This window comes from Koromonas soli (genome assembly GCF_059726265.1).
Genome location: NZ_AP040872.1, coordinates 702,547 through 724,510 on the forward strand (window position 1 = coordinate 702,547; position 21,964 = coordinate 724,510).

14 protein-coding genes are annotated in these 21,964 nt (G+C 57.3%); 4 read left to right on the forward strand and 10 right to left on the reverse strand.

Annotated elements, in window-relative coordinates; genetic code table 11:
- Positions 1 to 42: 42 nt before the first annotated feature.
- A complete protein-coding gene (locus AC6IY8_RS03055) occupies positions 43 to 1,479 on the reverse strand; it encodes a sigma-54-dependent transcriptional regulator (RefSeq protein ID WP_497777222.1) in 1,437 nt (478 codons plus the stop codon).
- Complete coding sequence (locus AC6IY8_RS03060) at positions 1,472 to 4,390, reverse strand: ATP-binding protein (RefSeq protein ID WP_497777223.1); 2,919 nt, start codon at positions 4,388 to 4,390, stop codon at positions 1,472 to 1,474. Before AC6IY8_RS03060 ends, AC6IY8_RS03055 begins: the two co-directional genes overlap by 8 nt.
- Before the next feature lie 256 nt (positions 4,391 to 4,646).
- Between AC6IY8_RS03060 and AC6IY8_RS03065 the strand changes: the two genes are divergently transcribed.
- Both AC6IY8_RS03065 and AC6IY8_RS03070 read left to right on the forward strand, forming a co-directional pair.
- Positions 4,647 to 5,489 carry an alpha/beta fold hydrolase gene (locus tag AC6IY8_RS03065; protein ID WP_497777224.1) on the forward strand — a complete coding sequence of 281 codons (843 nt, stop codon included), beginning with the start codon at positions 4,647 to 4,649 and terminating at the stop codon, positions 5,487 to 5,489.
- 60 nt (positions 5,490 to 5,549) lie between these two features.
- A complete protein-coding gene (locus AC6IY8_RS03070) occupies positions 5,550 to 6,944 on the forward strand; it encodes a DUF58 domain-containing protein (protein WP_497777225.1) in 1,395 nt (464 codons plus the stop codon).
- A gap of 1,577 nt (positions 6,945 to 8,521) precedes the next feature.
- Here AC6IY8_RS03070 and AC6IY8_RS03075 read toward each other — a convergent pair.
- The 8 genes from AC6IY8_RS03075 to AC6IY8_RS03110 all read right to left on the reverse strand — a co-directional run bounded on the left by AC6IY8_RS03075 (position 8,522) and on the right by AC6IY8_RS03110 (position 19,382).
- Positions 8,522 to 10,150: a mechanosensitive ion channel family protein gene (locus AC6IY8_RS03075; protein ID WP_497777226.1), complete on the reverse strand. Its 1,629-nt coding sequence runs from the start codon at positions 10,148 to 10,150 to the stop codon at positions 8,522 to 8,524.
- A 99-nt stretch (positions 10,151 to 10,249) separates the two neighbouring features.
- Positions 10,250 to 10,732: a hypothetical protein gene (locus tag AC6IY8_RS03080; protein WP_497777227.1), complete on the reverse strand. Its 483-nt coding sequence runs from the start codon at positions 10,730 to 10,732 to the stop codon at positions 10,250 to 10,252.
- Positions 10,733 to 10,948: 216 nt separating this feature from the next.
- On the reverse strand, positions 10,949 to 12,448 hold the full coding sequence (gene gcvPB, locus AC6IY8_RS03085) for an aminomethyl-transferring glycine dehydrogenase subunit GcvPB (protein WP_497777228.1): 1,500 nt from the start codon (positions 12,446 to 12,448) through the stop codon (positions 10,949 to 10,951).
- Positions 12,445 to 13,773, reverse strand: coding sequence for an aminomethyl-transferring glycine dehydrogenase subunit GcvPA (gene gcvPA / locus AC6IY8_RS03090; RefSeq protein ID WP_497777229.1), 1,329 nt, complete (start codon positions 13,771 to 13,773; stop codon positions 12,445 to 12,447). The genes gcvPB and gcvPA overlap by 4 nt, the downstream gene beginning before the upstream one ends.
- Before the next feature lie 29 nt (positions 13,774 to 13,802).
- Complete coding sequence (gene gcvH / locus AC6IY8_RS03095) at positions 13,803 to 14,186, reverse strand: glycine cleavage system protein GcvH (RefSeq protein ID WP_497777230.1); 384 nt, start codon at positions 14,184 to 14,186, stop codon at positions 13,803 to 13,805.
- A gap of 87 nt (positions 14,187 to 14,273) precedes the next feature.
- A complete protein-coding gene (gcvT, locus tag AC6IY8_RS03100) occupies positions 14,274 to 15,467 on the reverse strand; it encodes a glycine cleavage system aminomethyltransferase GcvT (protein WP_497777231.1) in 1,194 nt (397 codons plus the stop codon).
- Between the two features lie 367 nt (positions 15,468 to 15,834).
- Complete coding sequence (locus AC6IY8_RS03105) at positions 15,835 to 17,538, reverse strand: TonB-dependent receptor (RefSeq protein WP_497777232.1); 1,704 nt, start codon at positions 17,536 to 17,538, stop codon at positions 15,835 to 15,837.
- Positions 17,539 to 17,660: 122 nt separating this feature from the next.
- Positions 17,661 to 19,382 (reverse strand): GWxTD domain-containing protein, encoded by a 1,722-nt coding sequence (locus AC6IY8_RS03110; protein ID WP_497777233.1) that lies wholly within the window; start codon positions 19,380 to 19,382, stop codon positions 17,661 to 17,663.
- 380 nt (positions 19,383 to 19,762) lie between these two features.
- On the opposite strand from AC6IY8_RS03110, the gene AC6IY8_RS03115 reads away from it, so the two are divergent.
- Both AC6IY8_RS03115 and AC6IY8_RS03120 read left to right on the forward strand, forming a co-directional pair.
- The gene (locus AC6IY8_RS03115; protein ID WP_497777234.1) at positions 19,763 to 21,151 is read left to right on the forward strand and encodes an efflux RND transporter periplasmic adaptor subunit; all 1,389 of its coding nucleotides are present in this window, start codon (positions 19,763 to 19,765) and stop codon (positions 21,149 to 21,151) included.
- A gap of 25 nt (positions 21,152 to 21,176) precedes the next feature.
- Complete coding sequence (locus tag AC6IY8_RS03120) at positions 21,177 to 21,926, forward strand: ABC transporter ATP-binding protein (RefSeq protein ID WP_497777235.1); 750 nt, start codon at positions 21,177 to 21,179, stop codon at positions 21,924 to 21,926.
- Positions 21,927 to 21,964 lie beyond the last annotated feature (38 nt).

Here is a 21,964-nt window from a genome sequence, read left to right on the forward strand (position 1 = left end):
TATATCAAAACCCGGCGCAAACACCTATTTGCGTACCGGGTACTAGTCGCGCTGTCCGCGTCGCTTGATCTCAATATTCAGGCGCTTGATCTTCTGATTGAGCGTCGACAGAGGCACGTGGAAGCGCTCGGCAGCCTCCGTCTGGTTCCATCCGCACCGCTCCAGCATGGCGGTGATTACGCGGCGCTCGCAATCCTCTACGATCTCAAACAGCGACGCATCCGGCTTATCTGTGATCAATGGTAGTGCATCCCCACGGCTCACGATGTCCTCGGGGAACAGGTCGGCTGTAATCACCGGATGAGCCGACAGCACCACGGCGCGCTCAATCGCGTTTTCCAATTCGCGGACATTGCCCGGCCAGTCGTAATCCATCATCGCGCGCAAAGCATCAGGCCCCAGCTCTCGCTTGGGCTTTTCATTTTCAGCACAGAACTTCTGAAGGAAGTGTTGCGCCAGGATAGGAATGTCCTCTTTGCGCTTGCGCAGCGGAGGAAGATCGATGGTGATCACGTTCAAGCGGTAATACAGATCCTCGCGGAAGCGGCCATCTTTTACCGCCTGCCGCAACTCGCTGTTCGTGGCGGCGATCACGCGCACGTCCACTTGAATCTCCTGCACGCCGCCAAGGTGCATGAATCGCTTGTCCTGCAGCACACGCAGCAGCTTGGCCTGCGTCTCCATCGACATGTTGCCAATCTCATCGAGGAAGATCGTGCCGCGATCCGCGACTTCAAATAGCCCCTTTTTGCTGCTCACCGCACTGGTGAATGCGCCCTTTACGTGCCCAAACAGTGTGGACTCCAGCAGGTCGCTCGGCATCGAACCCGTATTCACCGGCACAAATGGACGATCCTTGCGCGGCGAGTTGGCGTGGATGGCCTTGGCAATCAGTTCCTTGCCCGTGCCGCTCTCGCCCTGCAGCAGAATGGTTGAACGAGAGGGTGCAACCTGCGCTACCAAGTCAAAGGTGCGCAGCATGACTTCGCTCTTGCCGACGATACTTTCGAAGTTGTAGCGCTGTTTGAGCTGGCGCTTGAGCTGGATATTTTCTTCCTGTACGCGCTTGCGTCCAATCGCTGCGCGCACATCCGCCTGAAGCTTTTCGTTTGTCCAGGGCTTGGCGATGAAGTTCGCCGCGCCGCCCTGAATCGCCGCCACTGCATTCTCCGGTGTTCCGTAAGCAGTGATCATGATCACCGCCGTATCCGAATCGCGCTCGAGAATGTCCTTCAGAATTTCGAGTCCGTTTCGCCCGGGCAGTTGAAAATCCAGCAGAACAAGGTCAAACGACTGCGTGTCGAGGACACTAAGTCCTTCTTCGCCATCTGCAGCGTTGACGACTTCGTAGCCTTCGTCTTCGAGCAAGATCTGGAGCGACTCGCGGATCGCTGCTTCGTCATCGATGATGAGCACCTTGCCCGGGTTCGACTGCTCCAGCGGCGCCGAAATGCGCTTCGCTCCTGCTACATCAGACATGGATTGCCTTTCTCGACATTGGGAACTCCATCACGAATCTTGTCCCTTCTCCCTGCTTGCTATCGACGCGAATCTTCCCGGCATGTTCCTGGATGATGCCGTACGTTACCGCCAATCCTAGACCAGTTCCGCCGCTTCCTCCCTGCTTGGGGCGTCCCTTAGTGGTGAAGAAGGGATCGTAAATGCGATGAATATGCTCGGGCGCGATGCCTGTGCCCGTGTCGATCACGTGCACACAGACGCCGTGTTCGTGAGTCGTTCTCACGGTCAGCGTGCCACCCTGTGGCATCGCATCTTTGGCGTTAAGGAAGAGATTCAGGAACACCTGTTGTAACTTGCCCTGGTTGCCATGTATCTGCGGCAGCGTCGACTCCAACTCGCCAACAACGCGGATGCGTGCGGTCTTGAATTGATGTTCCAGCAGCGCCAGTGTGTCGTGGATAATTCGATTCACATCCACGCTGCCGAACTCGGTGCCGCTCGTTCGCGAGAAGTTCAGCAGATTGTTCACGATCTCCGAGGCCCTGAACGTCTGCTTCGTGATCTTGTCGAGCAGTGCCGACCGCTTTTCATCGCCCTGCAACTGCTTCGCCAGCAATTGAGCGTAGGAACTGATCACTGCCAATGGAGTGTTCACCTCGTGCGCCACTCCAGCCGCCAGCAGACCGATCGATGACATTTTGTCTGCCTGTGCCAGTTGCGTTTCCAGGTCGATGCGCTCTGTGATGTCATCGACGATGATCAGGCGTCCTACGACGGTGTAATCCTTGCTGATGAGGGGCGCGATGGCGACGTTCACAATACGCGTGTCCCCCGCCGTGGTGCCCAGTCGGAACTTGTACAGATTGTGAATGCCGGGATTATCGCGGACCCGCAGAAACTCTTCGCAGAAAGCTGCGGGCAAAACATCGCCAATCGGCTTGCCGATGGCATCGATGCGGGGCAGTGCATACATCACTTCCATCTGCGAATTCCAAGATTCAATCTTGTCCTGCAGATCGACCGCAAACACGCCCACGTTGATCGACTCGACGATGTTCTCGTTGAACTCCTTCAGGCGCTCATACTCCTGCGCCTTCTCCTGCAATGATGCGTATAGCCGCGCATTTTGCAGCGCGATAGCGATGTAGCCTGCAAGCGTCTCCAGCAGCTCGACATCTTCGCTTGAGAGGAAGTCGCCCTCGCTCGTCTTCCCCAAACCAAGCATGGCGATGGTTCGATTCATCACCGTGCAGGGAATGTAGTAGTTCAGGTCGAGTGTGCGAATCGTTTCCTGCGCCAGCAGATCTTCGCGCACCGCCTGGTGTGTGTTGTCGAAGAACAGATGCCCCTCGGCGAACTCCGGACGCTCGCTGCTCAGGAAGCTCAGGTCGAGCCAACTCGTCTGCGCGATGCCGCTAGATTTGGCGAGCACAAAGCCAGGACCGTCCTCGTTCGAGAGGAAGATCGCCATGCGATCCACCAGAAGCGTGTTCTGGATGCGTTCCAGAATCGCTTCAAGCATCTTGCCCAGATCGCGCTCCGAGTTCAGTTCGCGGCCAAACTCAATCAGCGTTCTGCGATAGTCATAGCGCTTTCGGTAGAAGAATCGGTCGATGCGCTCCTGAATCCAGTTTTTGATCGGGTCGAACAGTACGGCCGTAAACACCATTGCCGCGACTAATCCACCCGGGCCAGCACTGGGAAAATTCTTATGGAACAACTCGGCGATGGCGCCAATGGCTGCGATGTAAACGGCGGCGATCGTTCCGGCGGCGATTGTGTAAGCCATGCCGCGCTTGAAGATCAGGTCCACGTCCATCAACCGATAGCGCACAATGGCGTAGCCGAACGTCAGCGGCAGAAACACGAGAGCCAGCACGCTGACCTTCATCATCGCCGACGGTGCTTGTCCGTAAATGAACGGAACGACGTAGAACACCGTGAACGGAACGACGGCAAGGAACGTTCCGCGCGTCACCCACTTCATCTGCTGCCGAAGAATTGGGGTAGGGGCTCGCAGGTACGTGTGCCACAGTACAAACGTCGCCGTCAGGAACAGCGCAGCCACATAGCCCATCTGCAGGCGATCCAGATTCCACAGCAGCAACCCGCTTGGCTGCGCGGCGGTCACCAGCAGCACCCAGATGCTCAGCAGCAGCAGTCCCGGCGCATACACCAGCGACAGGATCCAGGTGCGCTTCTGCACGAAGGCCTTGCGTTCCGGGAAACTCAGTGCGAAGTGCAGGAACATCGCGGGCTGAAGCATTCCTGCAACCACGTTGGACCAGTACACGGTCCAGTCAAACTGGTTGAGCTTGCCCGTAAACTTGAACGAGTAGAAGACAAACGAAACCAGGCAGAAGAGGTAAAAGTGCCCGGCCTTGGGCGCTGTCCAGCGGCGCAGCAGCACATACATGCCAATGCCGAGATATACCAGCGCAATCAGCCGCAGACCTTGGTTCAAGCTCTTATCTACCGGTTGCAGAATCAGCGGCACGTCCAGATTCACATTGTCGCGGTTCAGCGTGTATGAGAGTCGTGTCCAGATTCCGGACCGATACATCTGGCGTGCGACATCAGCGGTGTTGTCGGCGGGAATGCCTCCCACCGCAACCAGCACATCACCGGACTTGATTCCGCCCCGGTCACCCGGCCCCATTGGGTCCACTCGCTGAGCGACCAGTTGCCCGTGGTTCTCCACCCACCAGACGCCGTCTGTCGGCGTTGAAAACTCACGTTCTTTCTGGAAATTAATCCACGCGAAGACCACCGCCCACAGCGTGAGTAAGCTGAACGCGACGGCGGCAAAGCGGATCTGAGTTTCCTTCGTCATGGGCGGTTTCGCTGCCAGCCGCCCACCGCTTAACTCCGACGCGGAGGTGGGCCACTGATTTCTTTGCAACTCAGTTGCCACCTTCCCATTCGTCATAGGTCACTCAAATAGCAGCAATAAAAGGATATTCATGAATTATACAGTCAGGTTCCCCCTCCCAACTTCCGAAACAGGAACATGGCTATGGATTATGGAAGATTGCTGATCGAAACTCTAGGATGCACGCACTCGCATCTAAGTTCGTAGCCGCCTCGGGCTGTACTTGCTGCCTTCCAGCACACCGTGGCAGAGCCATGACTGAAGGAGGGTCATTGCAAAACTCTGAATTGGAACGCTTTCTCCAGCAGCAGGAGTGCTGGTTTCCCTGCGGAGAGCATCGGATGCGCTATCTCCATGTACCCTGCAACACTTCGCACGCCCAGCGGTTGTTTTCGTCCACGGATTATTAGGCTACAGCTTCAGTTGGCGGCACAACCTGGAGCACTTCGCCCGCTATAGCGACGTGTATGCCGTCGATCTTCTCGGGATCGGCCACTCAGACCGTCCTCCCGCGGGAACGGTCGACCTCAGCCTTGCCGGGCAGGCCTCGCGCCTGATGAAGTTCATGCGCTCCCTCGGGCATTCGCAAATCGACTTAATTGGCACCTCGCACGGCGGAGCCGTATCCATGTTTGCCGCCAGCCAGGATCGTGCCTTCGCCAAGCCCCTGATCGGCCGCCTCGTGCTGGTCGCTCCTGCCCATCCCTTCATGCCCAATGCCAAGCTTCGGCTGGCGCTGCTGGCCACGCCCATCGGACGTATGTTCATGCACTGCATCGGTCCCGGGAACGCATTGCTTCGCTCACGCTCACTGGGCGACATGTATTGGAACCAATTGCTCATCACGCCCGAAACCCGCGCCGGATACGACGTCAACCTTACCGATCCGAGTTCCTACGACTATGCACTGGAAATTGTGCGCACCTGGCGTCCGGACATGGAGCAGCTCCGCACCTTGCTGCCGACCATATCGGAGATCCCCGCAATGCTGCTCTGGGGCCGTGAAGATTCTGCCGTCTCCGCCGAATCGGGTCTCATCTTGAAGCAGGCGTTCCGTGATGCCATCTACCAGGTGATTCCCAATGCCGGACACCTGCCCTATGAAGAAGCTCCCACGGAGTTCAATGATCGAGTGCTACGCTATCTAGAATCGTAATCAGGCCACCTTTACGGAGGATGAACAGCTTTCGTCCTTCTCGAGTGTCATAATGACCTCATGAACCTCCGACAGCAGCTCGGTGACGCGCTTCGCGGTGTGGACCGTGGCGCCTGGGTGCGGCTGTTCATCGCCGTGTTTGGCCTTGCTCTGGCGTTTGCTGCCGCGCTGCTCTCAACTGCCTCGCGTGAGGCAGGAGACCTCCTTGCCACCGCAGTTTTCGCCTCATCGGCGCTTCTGCTCTCGGCCGTCGTAGCCGTCTCAACAGTGCCGTACCTCGCGCGGCAGGTAGTTTCCCGCCGAGTACGTGACGCTCTCAACTACGACATCACCCGCGAAGGGCTCGTTTATCTTGTTTTCACGCTCTTCATTGGCATCGCCGCACTCAATACTGGTAACAACCTGCTATTCATCGTAGTCGCGGCCATGCTCGGAGCAGTGCTGGTAAGTGGCGTCGTCTCGGCCGTCATGATCAACGGCCTTGATATCGATCTCCATCTTCCCCATCACGTTTTTGCCGGTCAGAGCTATGCTGGTGCCGTGCTGCTGCACAACCGCCGCTGGTTTCCGACCTTTTCCATCAACGTAGTTCCTCCCGTGCAAAAGAAAGAGCGCCCCCCTCGGCAGTGGAAGCGGACAAACTTCGTTTTTCCTCCTGCGCGCACGGGGCGCAAGCCGATCATCCGCTGGCCTGATTTCGCATACGTCAAGATGTCCCCTCCGCGCCAGTTTCCCCCGGTATTTGAGGACACGGTTTATTTCCCATACCTGCCCGGAGGCCACCGCCAGAGCGCAGAGTTGAACCTCTGCTTCCCGCAGCGAGGCCGCTATGCACAGCGCGGCATCGGAATCTCGACCCGCTTCCCCTTCTCCTTCCTCACCAAGACGCGTACCGTCGCGCTGAATGAGGATGTGCTTGTGTATCCCTCCGTCGAGCCCACCGACGAAATGCTCGAAGTGCTCCCCATGATCACTGGAGAACTCGAAACCAATCTGCGCGGCCGCGGTGCCGACCTCTACCGCATTCGCGATTATGAACCGGAGGACAGCGCACGGCACGTGGACTGGAAAGCCACCGCAAAATCCGGCGAGTTGAAAGTCCGCGAGTACAACCGGGAAGATGAGCGCCGGGTGCGCATCGTGTTCGACAATCCTGCGCCCGGAGTGCTTGACCGCGAACATTACGAGCGCTGCGTCAATCTAGCCGCCTCCATCTCATGGCACTTCTTTCAGGATCACACCGAGGTCAGCTTCTCCGCGCCATCATTGGTCGAAGAGCACGACATCTACGATTTCCTCGAATATCTCGCGCTGGCCGAGCCGGCCACGCACAAGGACTTCCTCTCCGGGTTGGGCGATTCCGGACAGTACAACATCGTCATCACTGCCTGCCCGCGCGGTCAGATTCCCACCGAGGTATGGGAATCCTCTTACGTGTACTTCGCGCAGGAGTAGTCTCCCAACCCGCTCCCGTAAACCTTTCTCGCCTCCATCCTTGAAAACAGAAAGCTGCAGCGAGTAGCTTTGATTCAGCACTGGCTCAAGGAGAACCGCACACAGAATGTCGCCTACCGCGAAACGCAATGCCCTTTGGATCTTTCTCTTCCTCGTGCTTGCGTCCACGCTAGCCGTTCCGTTTCTCGCGGTAAATGAGCCTCCACTGCTCGACTACCCCAATCACCTCGCGCGCACGTTCATCCTCGACCACCTGCACGATCCCGCGTATCGCTTCGCCAACTACTACGAAGCCGATTGGAAGCCTTACCCATACATCCTCTGGGACTTCCTCTCGCTTGCCTTCCAGCAGGTCCTACCTCCTGAGATCGCTGGAAAGCTCTTGCTCATCCTCGCCACCGTTCTCGTTCCGGTTTCAGTGGCGTGGTTCCTATGGCAGGCTCGCGGAAACGTCAAGCTCTCGCTTCTCGCGTGCGCTCTGTCCTACTACACGCTTTTCCTCTGGGGATTCACCGCCTACCACCTGTCCGTAGGCTTCTGCTTCCTGATGGTCGGCACCTGGCTCTGGTATCGGCGAAAACCTTCTCCGACGCGCGCTCTTGTCTTTGTGGCCGTCAGTTTCGCGACGTACTTCGCGCACTTGCTCGGCTTCGCTTCCGCCGCATTCATTCTCGTGCTCTATGAGTTGACGTCATTGCAGTGGCGCGAGTGGATAAGACTTGCCGTGTTCCTTGCGCCTCCATCGTTGCTCTTCTTGTGGGCGCGACCCGGTCTTGGCCAGCAGCAGAAGCGACTGGAGTTTCGCTCCCTCAGCGATAAATTCGAAGCCCTGCGCAACATCCCCACTCAAGGCTACGATCTGACACTGGACAAGATCTTCCTCGATGGCCTCCTGTTGTGCCTGCTCGTGGCCGTCATTCGCAATCGCGAACTCAAAGTGCGCTGGCGATGGCTGTTTGTGTTCGTGGGATTCTTCGTAGTCTATCTCTTGCTCCCCTACGGTTGGGGAGCAAGCTCCGACCTCGACGTCCGCTTGGTGCCGCCTCTCTGCTTGCTGACGCTGGCACTGTTCGATGTGGGTCGCCGCGCCAACTGGATCGCTGTACTTGCCATTGCGCTCACGTGTCTTCGAGTATTCAACGTCACCGCTGGCTTCCGGGATGAGGTCGAGAAGAGCCTTCCCATGAATCACGCCATCCAGCAGATCGCGCCCGGTGCGAAGATCTTTCCGCTTGTAGATACCTGCAAAGAAGAGGACCCGCTCGACTACTACTACGTCCACTATTGGGCTTACGCGGTCATCCGCCGCGGAGCGATCTCGCCCTATCTATTCGACATTCCCGGCCAAACGCCCATGCGAATCACCTACGAACCCTACATGACCGATGGCTACTGGGGGCACTGCAACGACGTCGAACCCGAGTGGGATGCTGTCGCCGCCGATTACGACTACATCTGGAGTTATGGAGACAACCGTTATGGCCGGGGAATCACCGCAGTGGCCGACAAGGTTTTCGAGGAGAGCCCGCTCATCCTGTATCGCGTGAAGAAACCTCAACCCCCACGCGACTGGCCAGCTATTTGCCGGTTCTCGCCGTGTCCGCCATCTCCGCCTCGCGTGCCAGGTACACAGTTTGAGATGGGAAGGCAAGCGAGGTTCCGCAGCTCTCGACAATATCCATCACGCGGAACAACAGGTCTTCGCGTACAGCGGTGAATTCGTTGTACTCGTGTGTCATCACGTAAGCTTGCATTTCGAGCTCGAGCGCGCTGTCCGCCAGCCTTGCCAGCCGAATCCACGCTGTATCCGATTCCACCCGTGGATGCTTGCGCAGCATCTCCGAAACCTCGGCCAGCACGCGTTCGAGCTGTGCACGAGTGGTTTCATAGCGCAGGCCAATTTTGCAGAATACGCGCATCTTGTCCCGTGCGCTCAGGTTTTCAACGTTCGCCGTAGCCAGCGACCCGTTTGGCACTGCTATCAATCCGCGTTCATAAGTCCGAATCCGCGTCGAGCGAAGGCCGATGTCCTCCACTGTTCCAATCGTGTCTCCAACTCGGCACAAGTCGCCAACGCGCATCACTCGATCGGTCAGGATGCTGATGCCCCCGAACAGGTTCTCGATCGTCTTCTGTGCGGCCAGTGCGACTGCGATACCGCCGATGCCGAGTCCGGCGAGCACGGCCGAAAGGTTGAAGCCTGCGAGATAAAGGATGCTGAGAACCGCTGCAATAGCGATGCTCATCTTGAGCATGCGATGCAGCAGAAGAGAAAGTGAAAGAGTGCCGCGCTCTTCCGGTTCCACCAGCCGGCGTCGCGTGCGGCGTGTCCACACCGTCACGAAATCCCACAGCAACCATGCCACTGCAAACAGCAGCGCAGTCGCCTGCACCTTCATGTAGTATTCGCGGAACAGCAGAGGAACGGTGATCATCCGCATGCCGATGGCATGCGCCGCGGCCGTGGCAAATAGCAGCACAGGGCCGCGAATGTTGGTCCAGACCTCCGACTTCGCTGCTCCATGGTTGATGCGTGCCAGCATCCATGCTGGTGAGCGAACTACCGCCACGACGGCCATTCCAGCCAGCAGCGAAACCGGGATCAGCAGAACGAAAGCCGTCCAGACCCATAGCGGAATTGAAAGGAAGCGGGGACGCACAAGCAGGTGTGGCAAATGGCGCTCAACCTGGTGCGAGCGCACGTCGTTCGCAAGGTCTTCCGTTCTGCTCAGCGTGCTCCAGGCGATCAGCCACACGTGTCCGCTGTTGCCATCCGGCACGCGCACCACGAGCAGCGGCAGTTCTTTGCCGTTGACGGTAAACTCTCCCACGCGCTCGTGATTCGGCTCAAGCTGCGGGTCATAGATCAGTTCAGGATTATCGGTGATCGCGCCCAGTCGACTCACAAAAGCTTGGTCGAGCAGGGTCTTCAGATCCTGCACCACGCGAGCGGAGTCAAGTTCGCTTTCCTGTCGTGGGAGTTGCAGATATTCGGCTGCGCGCTCGTTGTCGCCCTTTTGCGCAGCCTGCATGAATCCGGTAAGCGTGCCGCGAGGCGTCGTACGGCCCAACGGATCGACGCTCTTTGCCGCCTGCCCTGAAGGGACTCCGGCAGAGAGCGCCTTCAGAACCGATTGCGCTGCCAGCGGAGCGCACAAGAGGCCCAGTAGTAAGAACAGGTGGAGGCTCGCTCGTACGACTCGCATACTCTCAGGGTACCTCTTTCGCATCCCTGAAGCTAGCCGCAGCTTCTTTGCCGCCCGCTACAACTTACTTCGAGTGCGTCGGTTCGTGCTCGGGTTCCCTTACCGGTGCCTGCTCCGGGTGCGCAGGGGAATCCTCGGGGAATCCGAGAGGGTAGTGTCGTTCAATTCGCTTTGGGTCGCCAATATCAGCCAATCCGTATCTCCTGTGGTTGTGATCTTGAATGTGCCTTTCACTTGTGTCACTCCCGAAAGCTTGCCCCACCACTCGGGGGCGCACCACGCATCGAGAATGCGCGCCTTCTCTGCGCGATATCCGTCACTATGTACGATCACATCGCCGTACAGCGCAACGCGGCCAAACAGCAGCGGTGAACCTCCGCCAATGCGTTCCACGCTCGCGGGCTTGTATGCATAGAATCCACGTCTATTCGCCAAGGACAATTCCTCGGTGGAGTTTTCGCCCGCCCACTTCCAGCGGTAGGGAACTCCTATGCTGCACGGGTGCGGATTCGGCGATTTCTCATCGAGCAGCCACCATCTCCAGCCTGTCACATATCCAACGTAGACTTCAGGACAACTCATCAACCAGGTTTGTTTCCTTCGAGATGATCTATCTACTCTGATGAATCTTCCTCGAATTTGGATGGTGTTAAGTATGGGGGATTGCCCTACGTACTCTGGTTGCCGCACCTGAAACGCAAACAGTAAAACCCTATCAGCGCCAGAGTGAAGATTTGCGGAAAGCAAAAGCCCTGCCCGACAGTCTTGTCGGGCAGGGCCTTTCAGTGCGATTTCAGCTTACTTCTGCCCGTTCGGCTGCCAACGCAGGATCGGCTTTCGTGCGGCCGCCGTTTCATCCAACCTTGACAGGCGAGTCGTATGCGGAGCGTCTTTAATCGTCTCCGGAGAGTCGATCGCTTCCTGTGCAATGGACTTCATCGCGTCGATAAAGAGATCAAGTTCCTCCAGCGGTTCGCTCTCGGTCGGCTCAATCATCAGCGCCCCGTGGACCACCATCGGGAAGCTCACCGTGTACGGGTGGAACCCGTAATCGATCAGGCGCTTCGCAATGTCGCCCGTCTTGACGCCAGCTTTCGTCTGCAGCTTATCGCTGAAAACGACCTCGTGCATGGTCGGCGTCGAGTATTGCAGGTCATACGTTCCCTCGAGCTTCTTGCGCACATAGTTCGCGTTCAGCACCGCATCCTCGGTCGTCTGTCGCAAACCATCCGGGCCATTGGCCATGATGTACGCCAGCGCCCGGACGTGCATTCCAAAATTGCCGAAGAAAGCCCGCACCCGTCCAATCGACTGCGGACGGTCATAATCGAGCTTCAGCAATCCGTTGGCTCCCTCCACCACTACGGGCTTCGGCAGGAACGGCTCAAGATGCTTCTTGCAAGCCACAGGACCGGACCCGGGACCGCCTCCGCCATGCGGAGTTGAGAACGTCTTGTGCAGGTTCAGGTGCATTACATCCACGCCAAAATCGCCTGGCCTTGCCTTTGCCACCAGCGCGTTCATATTGGCGCCGTCCATGTAGAGCAGTCCGCCCTTGCGATGCAGTATCTCCGCGATCTGTGCAATCTGCTGCTCGAAGATCCCCAGCGTGTTGGGATTCGTGAGCATCAGTCCGGCGACATCTTCGTTCATCTGCGCTTCAAGCGCAGCCAGGTCCACCATGCCCTGCTCGTTGCTGCGCAGGTTTTCCACCTGGTATCCGACCATCGCCGCCGTTGCGGGGTTCGTGCCATGCGCCGAGTCCGGAATCAGCACCTTCTTGCGCGCATTTCCCTTTGACTCGAGATACGCACGCATCAGCAGAATGCCCGTCAGTTCGCCATGAGCACCAGCCGCGGGCTGCAGCGTGATCGCGTCCATGCCCGTGATTTCGATCAGTTGATCGGCCAGCGATTTCATTACGCGCAGCGCGCCCTGCGATATCTGCTCTGGCTGGTACGGATGCGCTCCAGCGATACCATCCAGCCGCGCCACCACTTCGTTCACGCGAGGGTTGTACTTCATCGTGCACGACCCTAGCGGATACATCCCGTGATCCACCGCGTAATTCCACGTTGAAAGGCGCGTGAAGTGTCGGATGATCTCTATCTCGCTCACCTCTGGCAGCGCCGCAGACTCACTGCGCAGCGCGTCTCCGAGCTCCGAGGCAGCATCCACCTCCGGCACATCAAGCTGGCGCATGCGATACGCCTTCTTGCCAGGCGAGGAGTGCTCAAAGATCAATCCTTCATTCTGCGAAATGTGCGTGCTTGCCTTGCGAATATCTTTGTCGCTCATCCCTTCACCTCGCTGGCAGCAGCATCAATGGCAGCGCGCGATGTCAGTTCCGTTGCACACCACACGGCAGCATTGCCTAGTTCGGGGTAGAACTTCCGCAATGGGAATCCGCCGATGATCTTCCTCTTGTCCGCCAGCCTATGCGAAATTACGTAGGAATCCTCAGCCGTCTGCAGCACAAATTCGTTAAACCTCGGCGCACCCTCGAACAGCACCTTGCCTTTCCGTCCGAGCGTCTGCCGCGCATAAGCTGCCTTGGCCAGGTTCTGCGTAGCGAGGTCCTTCAGGCCTTCGCGGCCATACACATCCATGTAGATGTTCGCCATCAGTGCAATCAGCGCCTGGTTCGTGCAGATGTTCGATGTCGCTTTCTCGCGTCGAATATGCTGTTCGCGAGTCGAGAGCGTCAGAACAAATCCACGCTTGCCATTGCGATCCGTTGTTTGTCCTGCAAGCCTTCCCGGAATCTGCCGCACATACTTTTCATGTGTCGCTATGACTCCGGCGTAAGGACCGCCGTAGCTGAGGGGCACTCCGAACGACTGTGCCTCCATTGAAACGATATCGGCTTCCTTCGGCGGTTTCACGATTCCAAGAGACAGCGCCTCTGCGATGGAAACGACTAGCAGCGCACCTTTCGCGTGAACCACATCCGCAATCGCCGCAACGTCTTCGATCGTGCCGAAGAAGTTCGGCGACTGAATCAGCACGCACGCCGTATCAGGGGTAATCGCCGCATCCAGAGCCTTGAGATCGATGCGCCCGTTCTCGACGAATCCGACTTCGGACATCGGCAGTCCCTGATACTTCGCATACGTGGCAATCACTTCCCGGTATTCCGGATGAACGCTACGCGCCAGGATCGCCGACGTACGTCCCGTGATGCGCATCGCCATCATTACGGCTTCCGCGGCGCCCGTCGAGCCGTCGTACATCGAGGCGTTTGCCACCTCCATGCCGGTCAACTCGCAGACCATCGTCTGGAATTCGAAGATTGCCTGCAGCGTGCCCTGCGCGATTTCCGGCTGGTACGGCGTATACGCCGTAAACCACTCGCCACGCGAAATCAGTGAATCGATAATTAGCGGGCGATAGTGGTTATACGCGCCGGCACCGAGCAGGATGTCGTATCCCGAGCCGTTTTCAGCTGCTCGCGAACGGAACCAGTCCACGATTTCGCTTTCCGCCATCTGGCGCGGAATCGCTAAATCGCGCTTAAGTCGAAACTCTTCCGGGATGGGCTTAAACAGCTCATCTACACAGCAAACGCCGATTTCGCGAAGCATTTGCTCACGTTCGGCTGGAGACTTGGGGAGATAGCGCATGATGAATTCTTTTCCTGACTACAGCTCGCCTACTTCTCTTCGGCGATGAACTTCTCGTAATCGGCAACCGAGAGCAGGGAAGCGGTTTCCGAAGGATTCGTCAACGTCATTTTCACCATCCACGCCGTATGCGGAGAGCTGTTGACCTTTTCCGGCGAGGTAGCGAGTTCGCCATTGATTTCCGTCACGGTGCCTGAAACCGGAGCGTAAAGATCGCTCACCGCCTTCACCGACTCCACTGTGCCGAAGGTTTTCCCGGCCACGAGTTCCGCGCCGACCTTAGGCAGTTCGACAAACACAATGTCGCCTAGCGAGTTCTGTGCATAGTCGGTGATTCCGATTGTTCCAGTGGTGCCGTCAACGGAAAGCCACTCGTGCTCTTTTGTGTATTTAAATTCCGGCGGATAAGCCATGATCGTCTCCAGAAATTGATTACACGCCGGAAATTCCGGCGAGGATGTGTCTCACATCGAAAACATGGGTAAAGCTGAAATTGTACTCTACTGCTTTTGCGCAGCCTCGCTCGCCGTGGTGCTGGTTGTCCGGCGCGGCCGCTTATAGAACGGCGTTGGAACTACTTTGCACTTCACCACCTGGTTGCGCACCTCGACTCCGAGTTCCGTGCCCTCAGCCGAGTGCTCCAGCGGTACATACGCCAGCGCGATATTCTTCTTCAGGAAAGGTGCTGGCGATCCGCTCGTCACATTCCCGATTCCGCGCCCCTGCGGATCCACTACACGGTAGCCATCGCGCGGAATGCCACGTTCAACAGCCTCCAAGCCGACAAGAATGCGTTGCAGGCCGCGCTTCTTCTGAGCCTCCAGCGCTGCCTTCCCAATGAACTCTTCCTTGTCCATCTTCAGGAAGCGGTCCAGCCGGGCCTCCCATGGGGTGATCGTGTCCGAAATCTCGTGGCCGTAGAGCGAGAGAGCTCCCTCAAGCCGCAAAGTGTTGCGAGCCCCCAGCCCGCACGGCAGCACGCCGAACTCTTCGCCCGCCGCAAGCAGTTCGTTCCACACGCGCGTGCTTGTAGCTTCATCGGAAGGAATGTAGATTTCAAATCCGTCTTCCGCCGTATAGCCCGTGCGCGCAATCAGCACGTCAGGCAATCCGCATACGGTGCCGTGCGTGAACCAGTAGAACTTCACCTTCGTTAAGTCTGCGTCCGTCAGCTTCTGCAGAGTGCGCCAGCCGTTCGGTCCCTGTATCGCGATCTGCGTGTACTGGTCGCTCAGGTTCTCAACTTTGCAGTCGAAGTTCTTGGCAGCATCGCTGACCCATGCCACGTCCTTTTCGCGAGTGCCTGCGTTGATCACCAGCAGGAAGTCCGAGTCTGCTAACCGGTGAACGATCACATCGTCCACAAACGTTCCTGTCGGATACAGCAGAGCCGAGTATTGTGCTTGGCCTACGGCAAGCTGCGAGGCATCGTTGAACGTCATGTGCTGCACTGCTTTCAGTGCCTCGGGGCCATGCACTCGGATGTCGCCCATATGGCTCACGTCAAACAGTCCGACAGAGGTGCGCACAATCATGTGCTCGGCGATCAGACCACCCGACTTCCGCGAGGCGTTTGCCGGATATTCTACCGGCATGTCCCATCCATTAAAGTCCACCATGCGGGCACCAAGCTGGCGGTGTGCAGCGTTGAGAGCGGTTTTGCGGATAACAGCAGATTCGGTAGATAAAGACAAGGACAGAACCTCTGGACGGGAGTCAGTTGGCGACACTCAACCTACTGGAACCTTAAAACTTAACATGCGGTAAGCAGTGCAGGCAATTTGCTGCAATCACCCCGAGAGAGACAGTTGCGCAACAGGAAAATGAGAGTTACAGTGCGCCCATGGCCCAAAGATTTACATGCAACGTTTGCGAACAGGTAGAAGAGAAGTGTCACTGTGACAAGTATTGCTTTCTCTGCATGGGAGAGCATGATATTCGGCTGGTAGAAGATGGCTGCTATTACTGCATCGAGTGCCGCGAGGCATGTGAGTACCTGCCCGAAAGCAAGTCTATCGCGAAAGAATCATAGATATAGTGCGCCCTGGCTAATACTCAAAACTAGAAATTGAAGCTCAGCCCGGCCCGAATGCTGCGCACTCCCTGCACCAGGTACACCACGCTCCCGTCCGGACTAAGTACCGGACGATATCCCTGCGCCAGCAGATTGCGCACGTCGATCAGCGCTTCCAATCCATTCGGCAGCATGTGCATGGTAGGGATTGGCTGGCGAATGAAGAAGCTAAGGTAAGGATCAGTCTCCCCAGCCGAGGCGTTGAACATATCAACCGGGGTCAACGCGCTGCCACTCAGCCATCGATAGCTGGCGATCAGCTTTGTCTTGCATACGGGAGCCGTGCCGGAGATTTTTGCCGCCGCCGAGTGCCTCTTAGTGGTCACCAGCGAAGTGGACGTCTCGCTGACCAACTTCATATCCGCAGGAGCCGTCAGCACTCCGCCGTAGCCATAGTCCACCGTGGCATCGACGTCCTTCACCAGCGGGTGCGAATACACCGCGCGCACCCCTTGCGTATGCAAGTTCCCGCCGTTGTAGGAGAAGTTTCCCGAGTACGGGTCACCGATTAGGAAGTCGGTATCGCCCGTCAGCGCTGCTCCTGTGCCCGTGAGCGCCGCGTTGTGCACCGTGTCTGAATACATCGCGAGCTGGACTTTATGCTTGCCCATCCGCTGCGAAATCGAGACTTCATGGTGCTGAGCTCGCTCCACGCGCTGTCCCATCTGTGTCATCGTCAGGCGCGGATTGCTTTCGCTCAGATCTGCCGGTGCCGTATCGAACCCCTTGGCGCGGCGCAGAGTCGGCGTACTTGTCGCATAGCGATACTGGACGACAGTGTTCTTTCCCGGATGTGCGCTCACGTTCGCAAACGGGCGATAGCTCACAGCCCGCTCGCGGAACTGCACCATTTGCGTTTCGCCGCCGTACTCGATCTCCAGCTTCTCGCCAAAGGTCATCGAGTTTGCCACTGAAAGAGCCAGTGCCTGGATAGCGGGCTGATCAGGATTCAGCGACGCAAAATGTTTGGCCGAGATCGCAATCTCAGGGAACGAGCCATCGGGCATCTGGCGCGAATACGAAGCGCGGATCACCGCATTCGGATTCGGCGTGTTAGTTCCCACTCCGCCATTCAGTGACCACTTCGCCAAGGTCGAGTGTCTTCCAAATACCGACTGCTCGATGTGGAAGTTGGCGTCCATGTTGGGGCCGCCGCTGAAAGCATCGCCATCGCTGCCTGCAATGAACGACACCCGTGCTTTGAGCTGCCCTTCCGAATCCTCGTCATGCTGCACCACGACCAGCGGCTTTTCTTCTGCGAGCCGCAGAATCGGTCGGTTTGCCATGGAGCGCAGCGCCCATCGCCAGTCATCGTCGCCGTCCGCCGAGGGCTTATGGCGCGGAACCAGCTGAATAGCTTCGAACAGCGTATTGAGGGTCACATTCAGCAGCAGGCTTGCTCCCGATTGCAGACTGACGCGTTCGCGGATGGTTGGAAGGAAGCTTGGTGCGGTGACCTTTACGGTATAGACGCCCGGCAGCAGGCCCGGCAGCGTGAATACGCCCTTCGTGTCAGTGCGTGCTGTTTGAGGATGGGAGGTGGTGTTTGAGAGGACTTCGACAATGGCGCCCATCTGTGGCACACCGGCGCTGTCGTGCACCACGCCGCGAATCATTCCCGGATTGACGGCGGCAGACGCTCCAAGGCACCAGACGATTGCAAGCGCCAAGACTCCGAGCTTACGCGTCATTCAGCCTCCCTTGGGTCTGGCCAGCGGATAGATCTTACTCACGCCAGGCCATGACAACTGCCACGTCAATAGCGATTGGCGGCGCCATTGTGGCCCGCCAATCGTCCAGCAGAAATTCTATCCTATTCGACCTGGAAGCGGGCCGAAGGATTGATCGTTTGTTTAGTAACTTCGTCGTTTACCGTAACTTTGAGATTGTACATTCCCGGTTCCAGGTTGGCCAGCGGCATGGATTTCTCAATCGTGATCTGCTCTCCAGTATTGCCGTAAGCAGCGGAACCTTCATCGGCGTGCAGCACAGACTTGTTCGTCTGAATGTTCACAATGTCGTAGCTGATCGTGGCCTTGGTCTTTTTCGTTTGCTGATCCTGCTGCAAGTTATAGACCTGCATCCAGATGTTCAGTTTCTGGTTGCGCTTGAAGCTTGCCGGTTTTCCATCTGCTGCATCCAGTCGCGGGCGCACCTTCGTATCGCCGATGATGAAGTTTCCCGATCCAATGCTCTTGGCCGGAACGCGTTCCATCACGTCTGCCAAAATCAGCGACGAGGTGGCGAGCTTCTCGTCGTCATATTCCGGAACCCGAATCGAGCGGACCAGCGTTCCCACGCGGTCGCCGTTCACGTCCTTCACCGCCAGATCGATCTTGTACATGCCCGGCTTCAGCGGAACCGCCTTCCAGTAGATCTGCGACGTCAGCAGCGCCTTCTCCAGCAGTTCATTCGGTTCATCCACGCCGACCGTATCTTCAAAGGTGCTTGCTACGCGTCCGGACAGGGTCGAGATGCGTCCAAAGATGTTTGCTGCCGCGCGCTGAATTCCTTCCTTCTGCACGAAGGTCAGATCCTTGGTTTTGATCTGGATCGTGATCGGAACCAGTACCGTGTCCGCCGTGATCTTCACGTAGTCAGATCGCATATCGAACGGCATCAGGTTATAGCGGATCTTCGTATTGACCTTCTCTTCCAGATCCTTGAACTTGATCGGCGGCGGCGTGTTCAGTTTTGCGTAACGCTCGAGTGCGTCGAACTGCTTGGGGCCATTGCCTTGCAAGCCATCCGGGTTCGAGCCGCCCGGAATACCCATCATGCGCGAAGCGCGATCGCTGCGACCCATCTGCTCTGCCAGCGTCGGACCGCCGCCCGGCGTGTGCAGCAGGGCGTCTTTTTCGTTCGGGTCGATCGAGATGTGGTAATCACCGCACATACAGGTGTCCACGAACTCGATGATCACTTCGTTGCCGATTCCTTCTAGATAACGATAGCGCCAGCGCTCAAACGGAAATGTCGATGTGCTGCCGCCGCCTTCAGACTGTTCACGCTGATAGGTGCCGCCCGAAGGATGCGACTCGATTTCGTCCGGCGCGCCCCATACGATATACATGCGGCCGCGATCCGTCTTCCAGCCAGGAATTCCGGCAGGGAAGTGCTCGTTGGCATACTGAATACGGCGATAGTGCTCTTCGCGAAACTCATTTTCCTGCGTATCAGGCGTGGGGTCGCGACGTAGCCAGAACTGTTCAATGAACTCGTCACGTTCTTCGTCCGTGCCCAGCATCTTGAACGCCTGCTCTTCTTCGGACGTAATGATGTAGCGCACGTCCTGGTCGAGCCATGTCTGATAAGTCTTTCCAACCTCGCGCTTGAAGCTGCGCAGGCGCTCTTTCCGTTCCTCGGGAGTGAGCTCTTTCTTCTCGGGTGCTTCCTTCTTTTTCTGGGACTTAAGGTCCTTCAAGGACGTACCTTCGTCCTTGCCGCTGACCGAGTCCTGTGCAAAGACGGATGTGGCCAGCATAGCGGCTGCCGCCATGACCAATGAAAACTGACGAACGGAAGAGAACCGCATGAGAAAGTGTCGCTCCTGGAATCGTTTAGGGCTGCACAGATTGTAAGTATTCACGGGATGCAAGGCAAGAAAGGATCATCGCAGGTGTTCGAAACGCGATTGGATAAGAACATCATGGCAAGAAAAGATATGTACACGCATCAGGGTTGAAGGATTTCAACGGGTTACAATCATACCCTCTGGCTCTAGCAGAAAAGCTATTTACCGTTCGGCGTTTGTGCGATGCTGAACTAAAATTGCTCACGCAGTGATTTTGTTTCGGAACTTTCGAGCGATTCTGCTCGTATGAAGAATGCAGGCGTGAGCAAAGCGACCAAATTGAGTCGATCCTGCCTTGGCGCTGTTTTTATACCCGGGTTCAAACCGGACAACGAGGACTGATGAAAACCTGGAAGAAAGTATCGCTCGCTATCTTAGGTGTCATTGTGGTCGCTGGAATCGTCTTCTTCAGCATCCAGCAGAGCCGCAAAGGTGTGGTTCAGGTTCAGACCGGCAAGGTAACGCGCCAGGACTTAACATCGCAGGTCACCGCCTCGGGCGAGATTCGGCCGAAGACGTTCGTCAACGTCGGTGCCAACGCCTTCGGTAAGATCGTCCGTCTTTATGTAAAAGAGGGCGATCGCGTCAAAAAGGGCCAGATGCTCGCGCAATTGGAGAACGTCCAGTCTGAAGCTGATGTGAACGCCACGCGCGCATCTCTCACCGCTGCGGAAGCCGATTACAACGCCGGTGTCGAACAGCTCAACACCAACATGGCCGATCTCGACCGCGCCAAGGCCGATCTCGAACAGAAGGCTTATGACTGGAAGCGTGCCGAAGGCTTGTTTAAAGACCAGCTCATCGCCAAGAAAGATTACGACGCTGCGAAGAACGCCCATGAAGCCGCGCTTGCTGGTTTGAGCCAAGCCAAGGCTCGCATCGCGCAGTCCAAGGCCGCAGCCGAAGCCTACAAGCGCCGCATCGCTGTCCAGAAAGCAACGCTCGTCCACAACACCGACGTGCTGAGCAAGACCGAATATCGCGCACCCTTCGATGGCGTAGTTACCAACCTTCCTGTGCGCGAAGGCGAAACCGTGGTTGTCGGTATCCAGAACTCGCCCGGATCAACGCTCATGACCCTGGCTGACACCTCGGTCATCACCGCCGAGGTCAAGGTGGATGAGACCGACATCGTCAATGTCAAACTCGGACAGCCCGCCGAGGTCAGCATCGACGCCATCCCGAAGAAGAAGTTCAAGGGCACCGTCACAGAAATCGGCAATAACGCACTTCTGCGCTCTACTGGTGTCGCGACTTCGCAGTCCACAGGCAGCACGCAGGAGGCGAAAGACTTCAAGGTGGTCGTGACGCTCAATGAGGTTCCGGAAAATCTCCGCCCCGGCCTATCCTCAACCGCGAAGATCACCACCGCCAACAAGGCCGCCGTGCTCTCGATTCCCATTCAGGCCCTCACCATCCGGCAGAAAGGTGACCTGATTCCGAAGAAGAAGGGCAAGGACAAGAACGCCGTACAGGCAGCCGAGAAGCCCGAAGACATCAAGGCCAACAAGGAAGAGCTTCAGGGTGTCTTCGTCATTCGCAACGGCAAGGCCCAGTTCGTGCAAGTACAAACGGGCATCACAGGCACCACCGACATCGAAGTCCTCGACGGCCTCAAGGAAGGCGACGAGATCGTGACCGGCAGCTATAAGGTGCTGCGCACGCTTAAGCCTGATAGCACCGTTAAAATCGACAACAGCGCGCCCAAGAAGGACGATTCGAAGTCGTAACAGCCGCAACAGCTAGGGAGACACGATGGCAACGCAAACCGCAGGAGTCAGCCAGGAACTGAAAGCCCCACCGGCGAACTGCGTTATCTGTACGCAGGATTTGTGGAAGACCTACGACATGGGGAGCGAGCAGCAGGTTAACGCGCTCAGCGGCGTCGATATCTCCATTTCGCGCAATGAATATGTTGCGATCATGGGTCCGTCCGGCTCCGGCAAATCGACGCTGATGAATCTGATTGGCTGCCTTGATACGCCGACCAAGGGCATCTACTGGCTCAACGGACACCTCGTCAGCGAACTCGACGACGACGAACTGGCGCGCATCCGCAACAAGGAAATCGGCTTCGTGTTCCAGACGTTCAATCTGCTGGCGCGTGCCTCTGCGCTGCACAATGTCGAGCTGCCTCTCATCTACGCTGGCGTTCCCTCCGAAGAGCGACTCGAACGCGCCCGTCAGGTGCTGATCAGTGTTGGCATGGGCGCTCGCATGAATCACAAGCCAAACGAACTCTCCGGTGGTCAGCGCCAGCGCGTCGCCATCGCCCGCGCTCTGGTCAACAAGCCTTCCATCATTCTCGCCGACGAGCCCACCGGTAATTTGGACTCGAAGACCGGTAACGAGATCATGGCGTTGTTCGATGACCTGCAGGCCCAGGGAAACACCATCGTCCTTGTCACGCACGAACACGACATCGCCGAGTTCGCTCACCGCGTCATCCACATCCGCGATGGCAAAGTCGCCGGAGACGAGAAGACGGCACGGGCGAAGAGCTAAAGGTTTCCAAGTTCGAAGATTTCAAAGTTTGAAAGTAA

Excerpts from the sequence above, each read along its gene's own strand:
- gcvPA (WP_497777229.1), bottom strand. The coding sequence starts at position 13,773 with ATGCGCTATCTCCCCAAGTCTCCAGCCGAACGTGAGCAAATGCTTCGC.
- gcvPB (WP_497777228.1), bottom strand. The coding sequence starts at position 12,448 with ATGAGCGACAAAGATATTCGCAAGGCAAGCACGCACATTTCGCAGAAT.
- gcvH (WP_497777230.1), bottom strand. The coding sequence starts at position 14,186 with ATGGCTTATCCGCCGGAATTTAAATACACAAAAGAGCACGAGTGGCTT.
- AC6IY8_RS03055 (WP_497777222.1), bottom strand. The coding sequence starts at position 1,479 with ATGTCTGATGTAGCAGGAGCGAAGCGCATTTCGGCGCCGCTGGAGCAG.
- AC6IY8_RS03080 (WP_497777227.1), bottom strand. The coding sequence starts at position 10,732 with ATGAGTTGTCCTGAAGTCTACGTTGGATATGTGACAGGCTGGAGATGG.
- AC6IY8_RS03120 (WP_497777235.1), top strand. The coding sequence starts at position 21,177 with ATGGCAACGCAAACCGCAGGAGTCAGCCAGGAACTGAAAGCCCCACCG.
- AC6IY8_RS03115 (WP_497777234.1), top strand. The coding sequence starts at position 19,763 with ATGAAAACCTGGAAGAAAGTATCGCTCGCTATCTTAGGTGTCATTGTG.
- AC6IY8_RS03070 (WP_497777225.1), top strand. The coding sequence starts at position 5,550 with ATGAACCTCCGACAGCAGCTCGGTGACGCGCTTCGCGGTGTGGACCGT.
- AC6IY8_RS03075 (WP_497777226.1), bottom strand. The coding sequence starts at position 10,150 with ATGCGAGTCGTACGAGCGAGCCTCCACCTGTTCTTACTACTGGGCCTC.
- AC6IY8_RS03105 (WP_497777232.1), bottom strand. The coding sequence starts at position 17,538 with ATGACGCGTAAGCTCGGAGTCTTGGCGCTTGCAATCGTCTGGTGCCTT.
- AC6IY8_RS03060 (WP_497777223.1), bottom strand. The coding sequence starts at position 4,390 with ATGACGAATGGGAAGGTGGCAACTGAGTTGCAAAGAAATCAGTGGCCC.
- AC6IY8_RS03110 (WP_497777233.1), bottom strand. The coding sequence starts at position 19,382 with ATGCGGTTCTCTTCCGTTCGTCAGTTTTCATTGGTCATGGCGGCAGCC.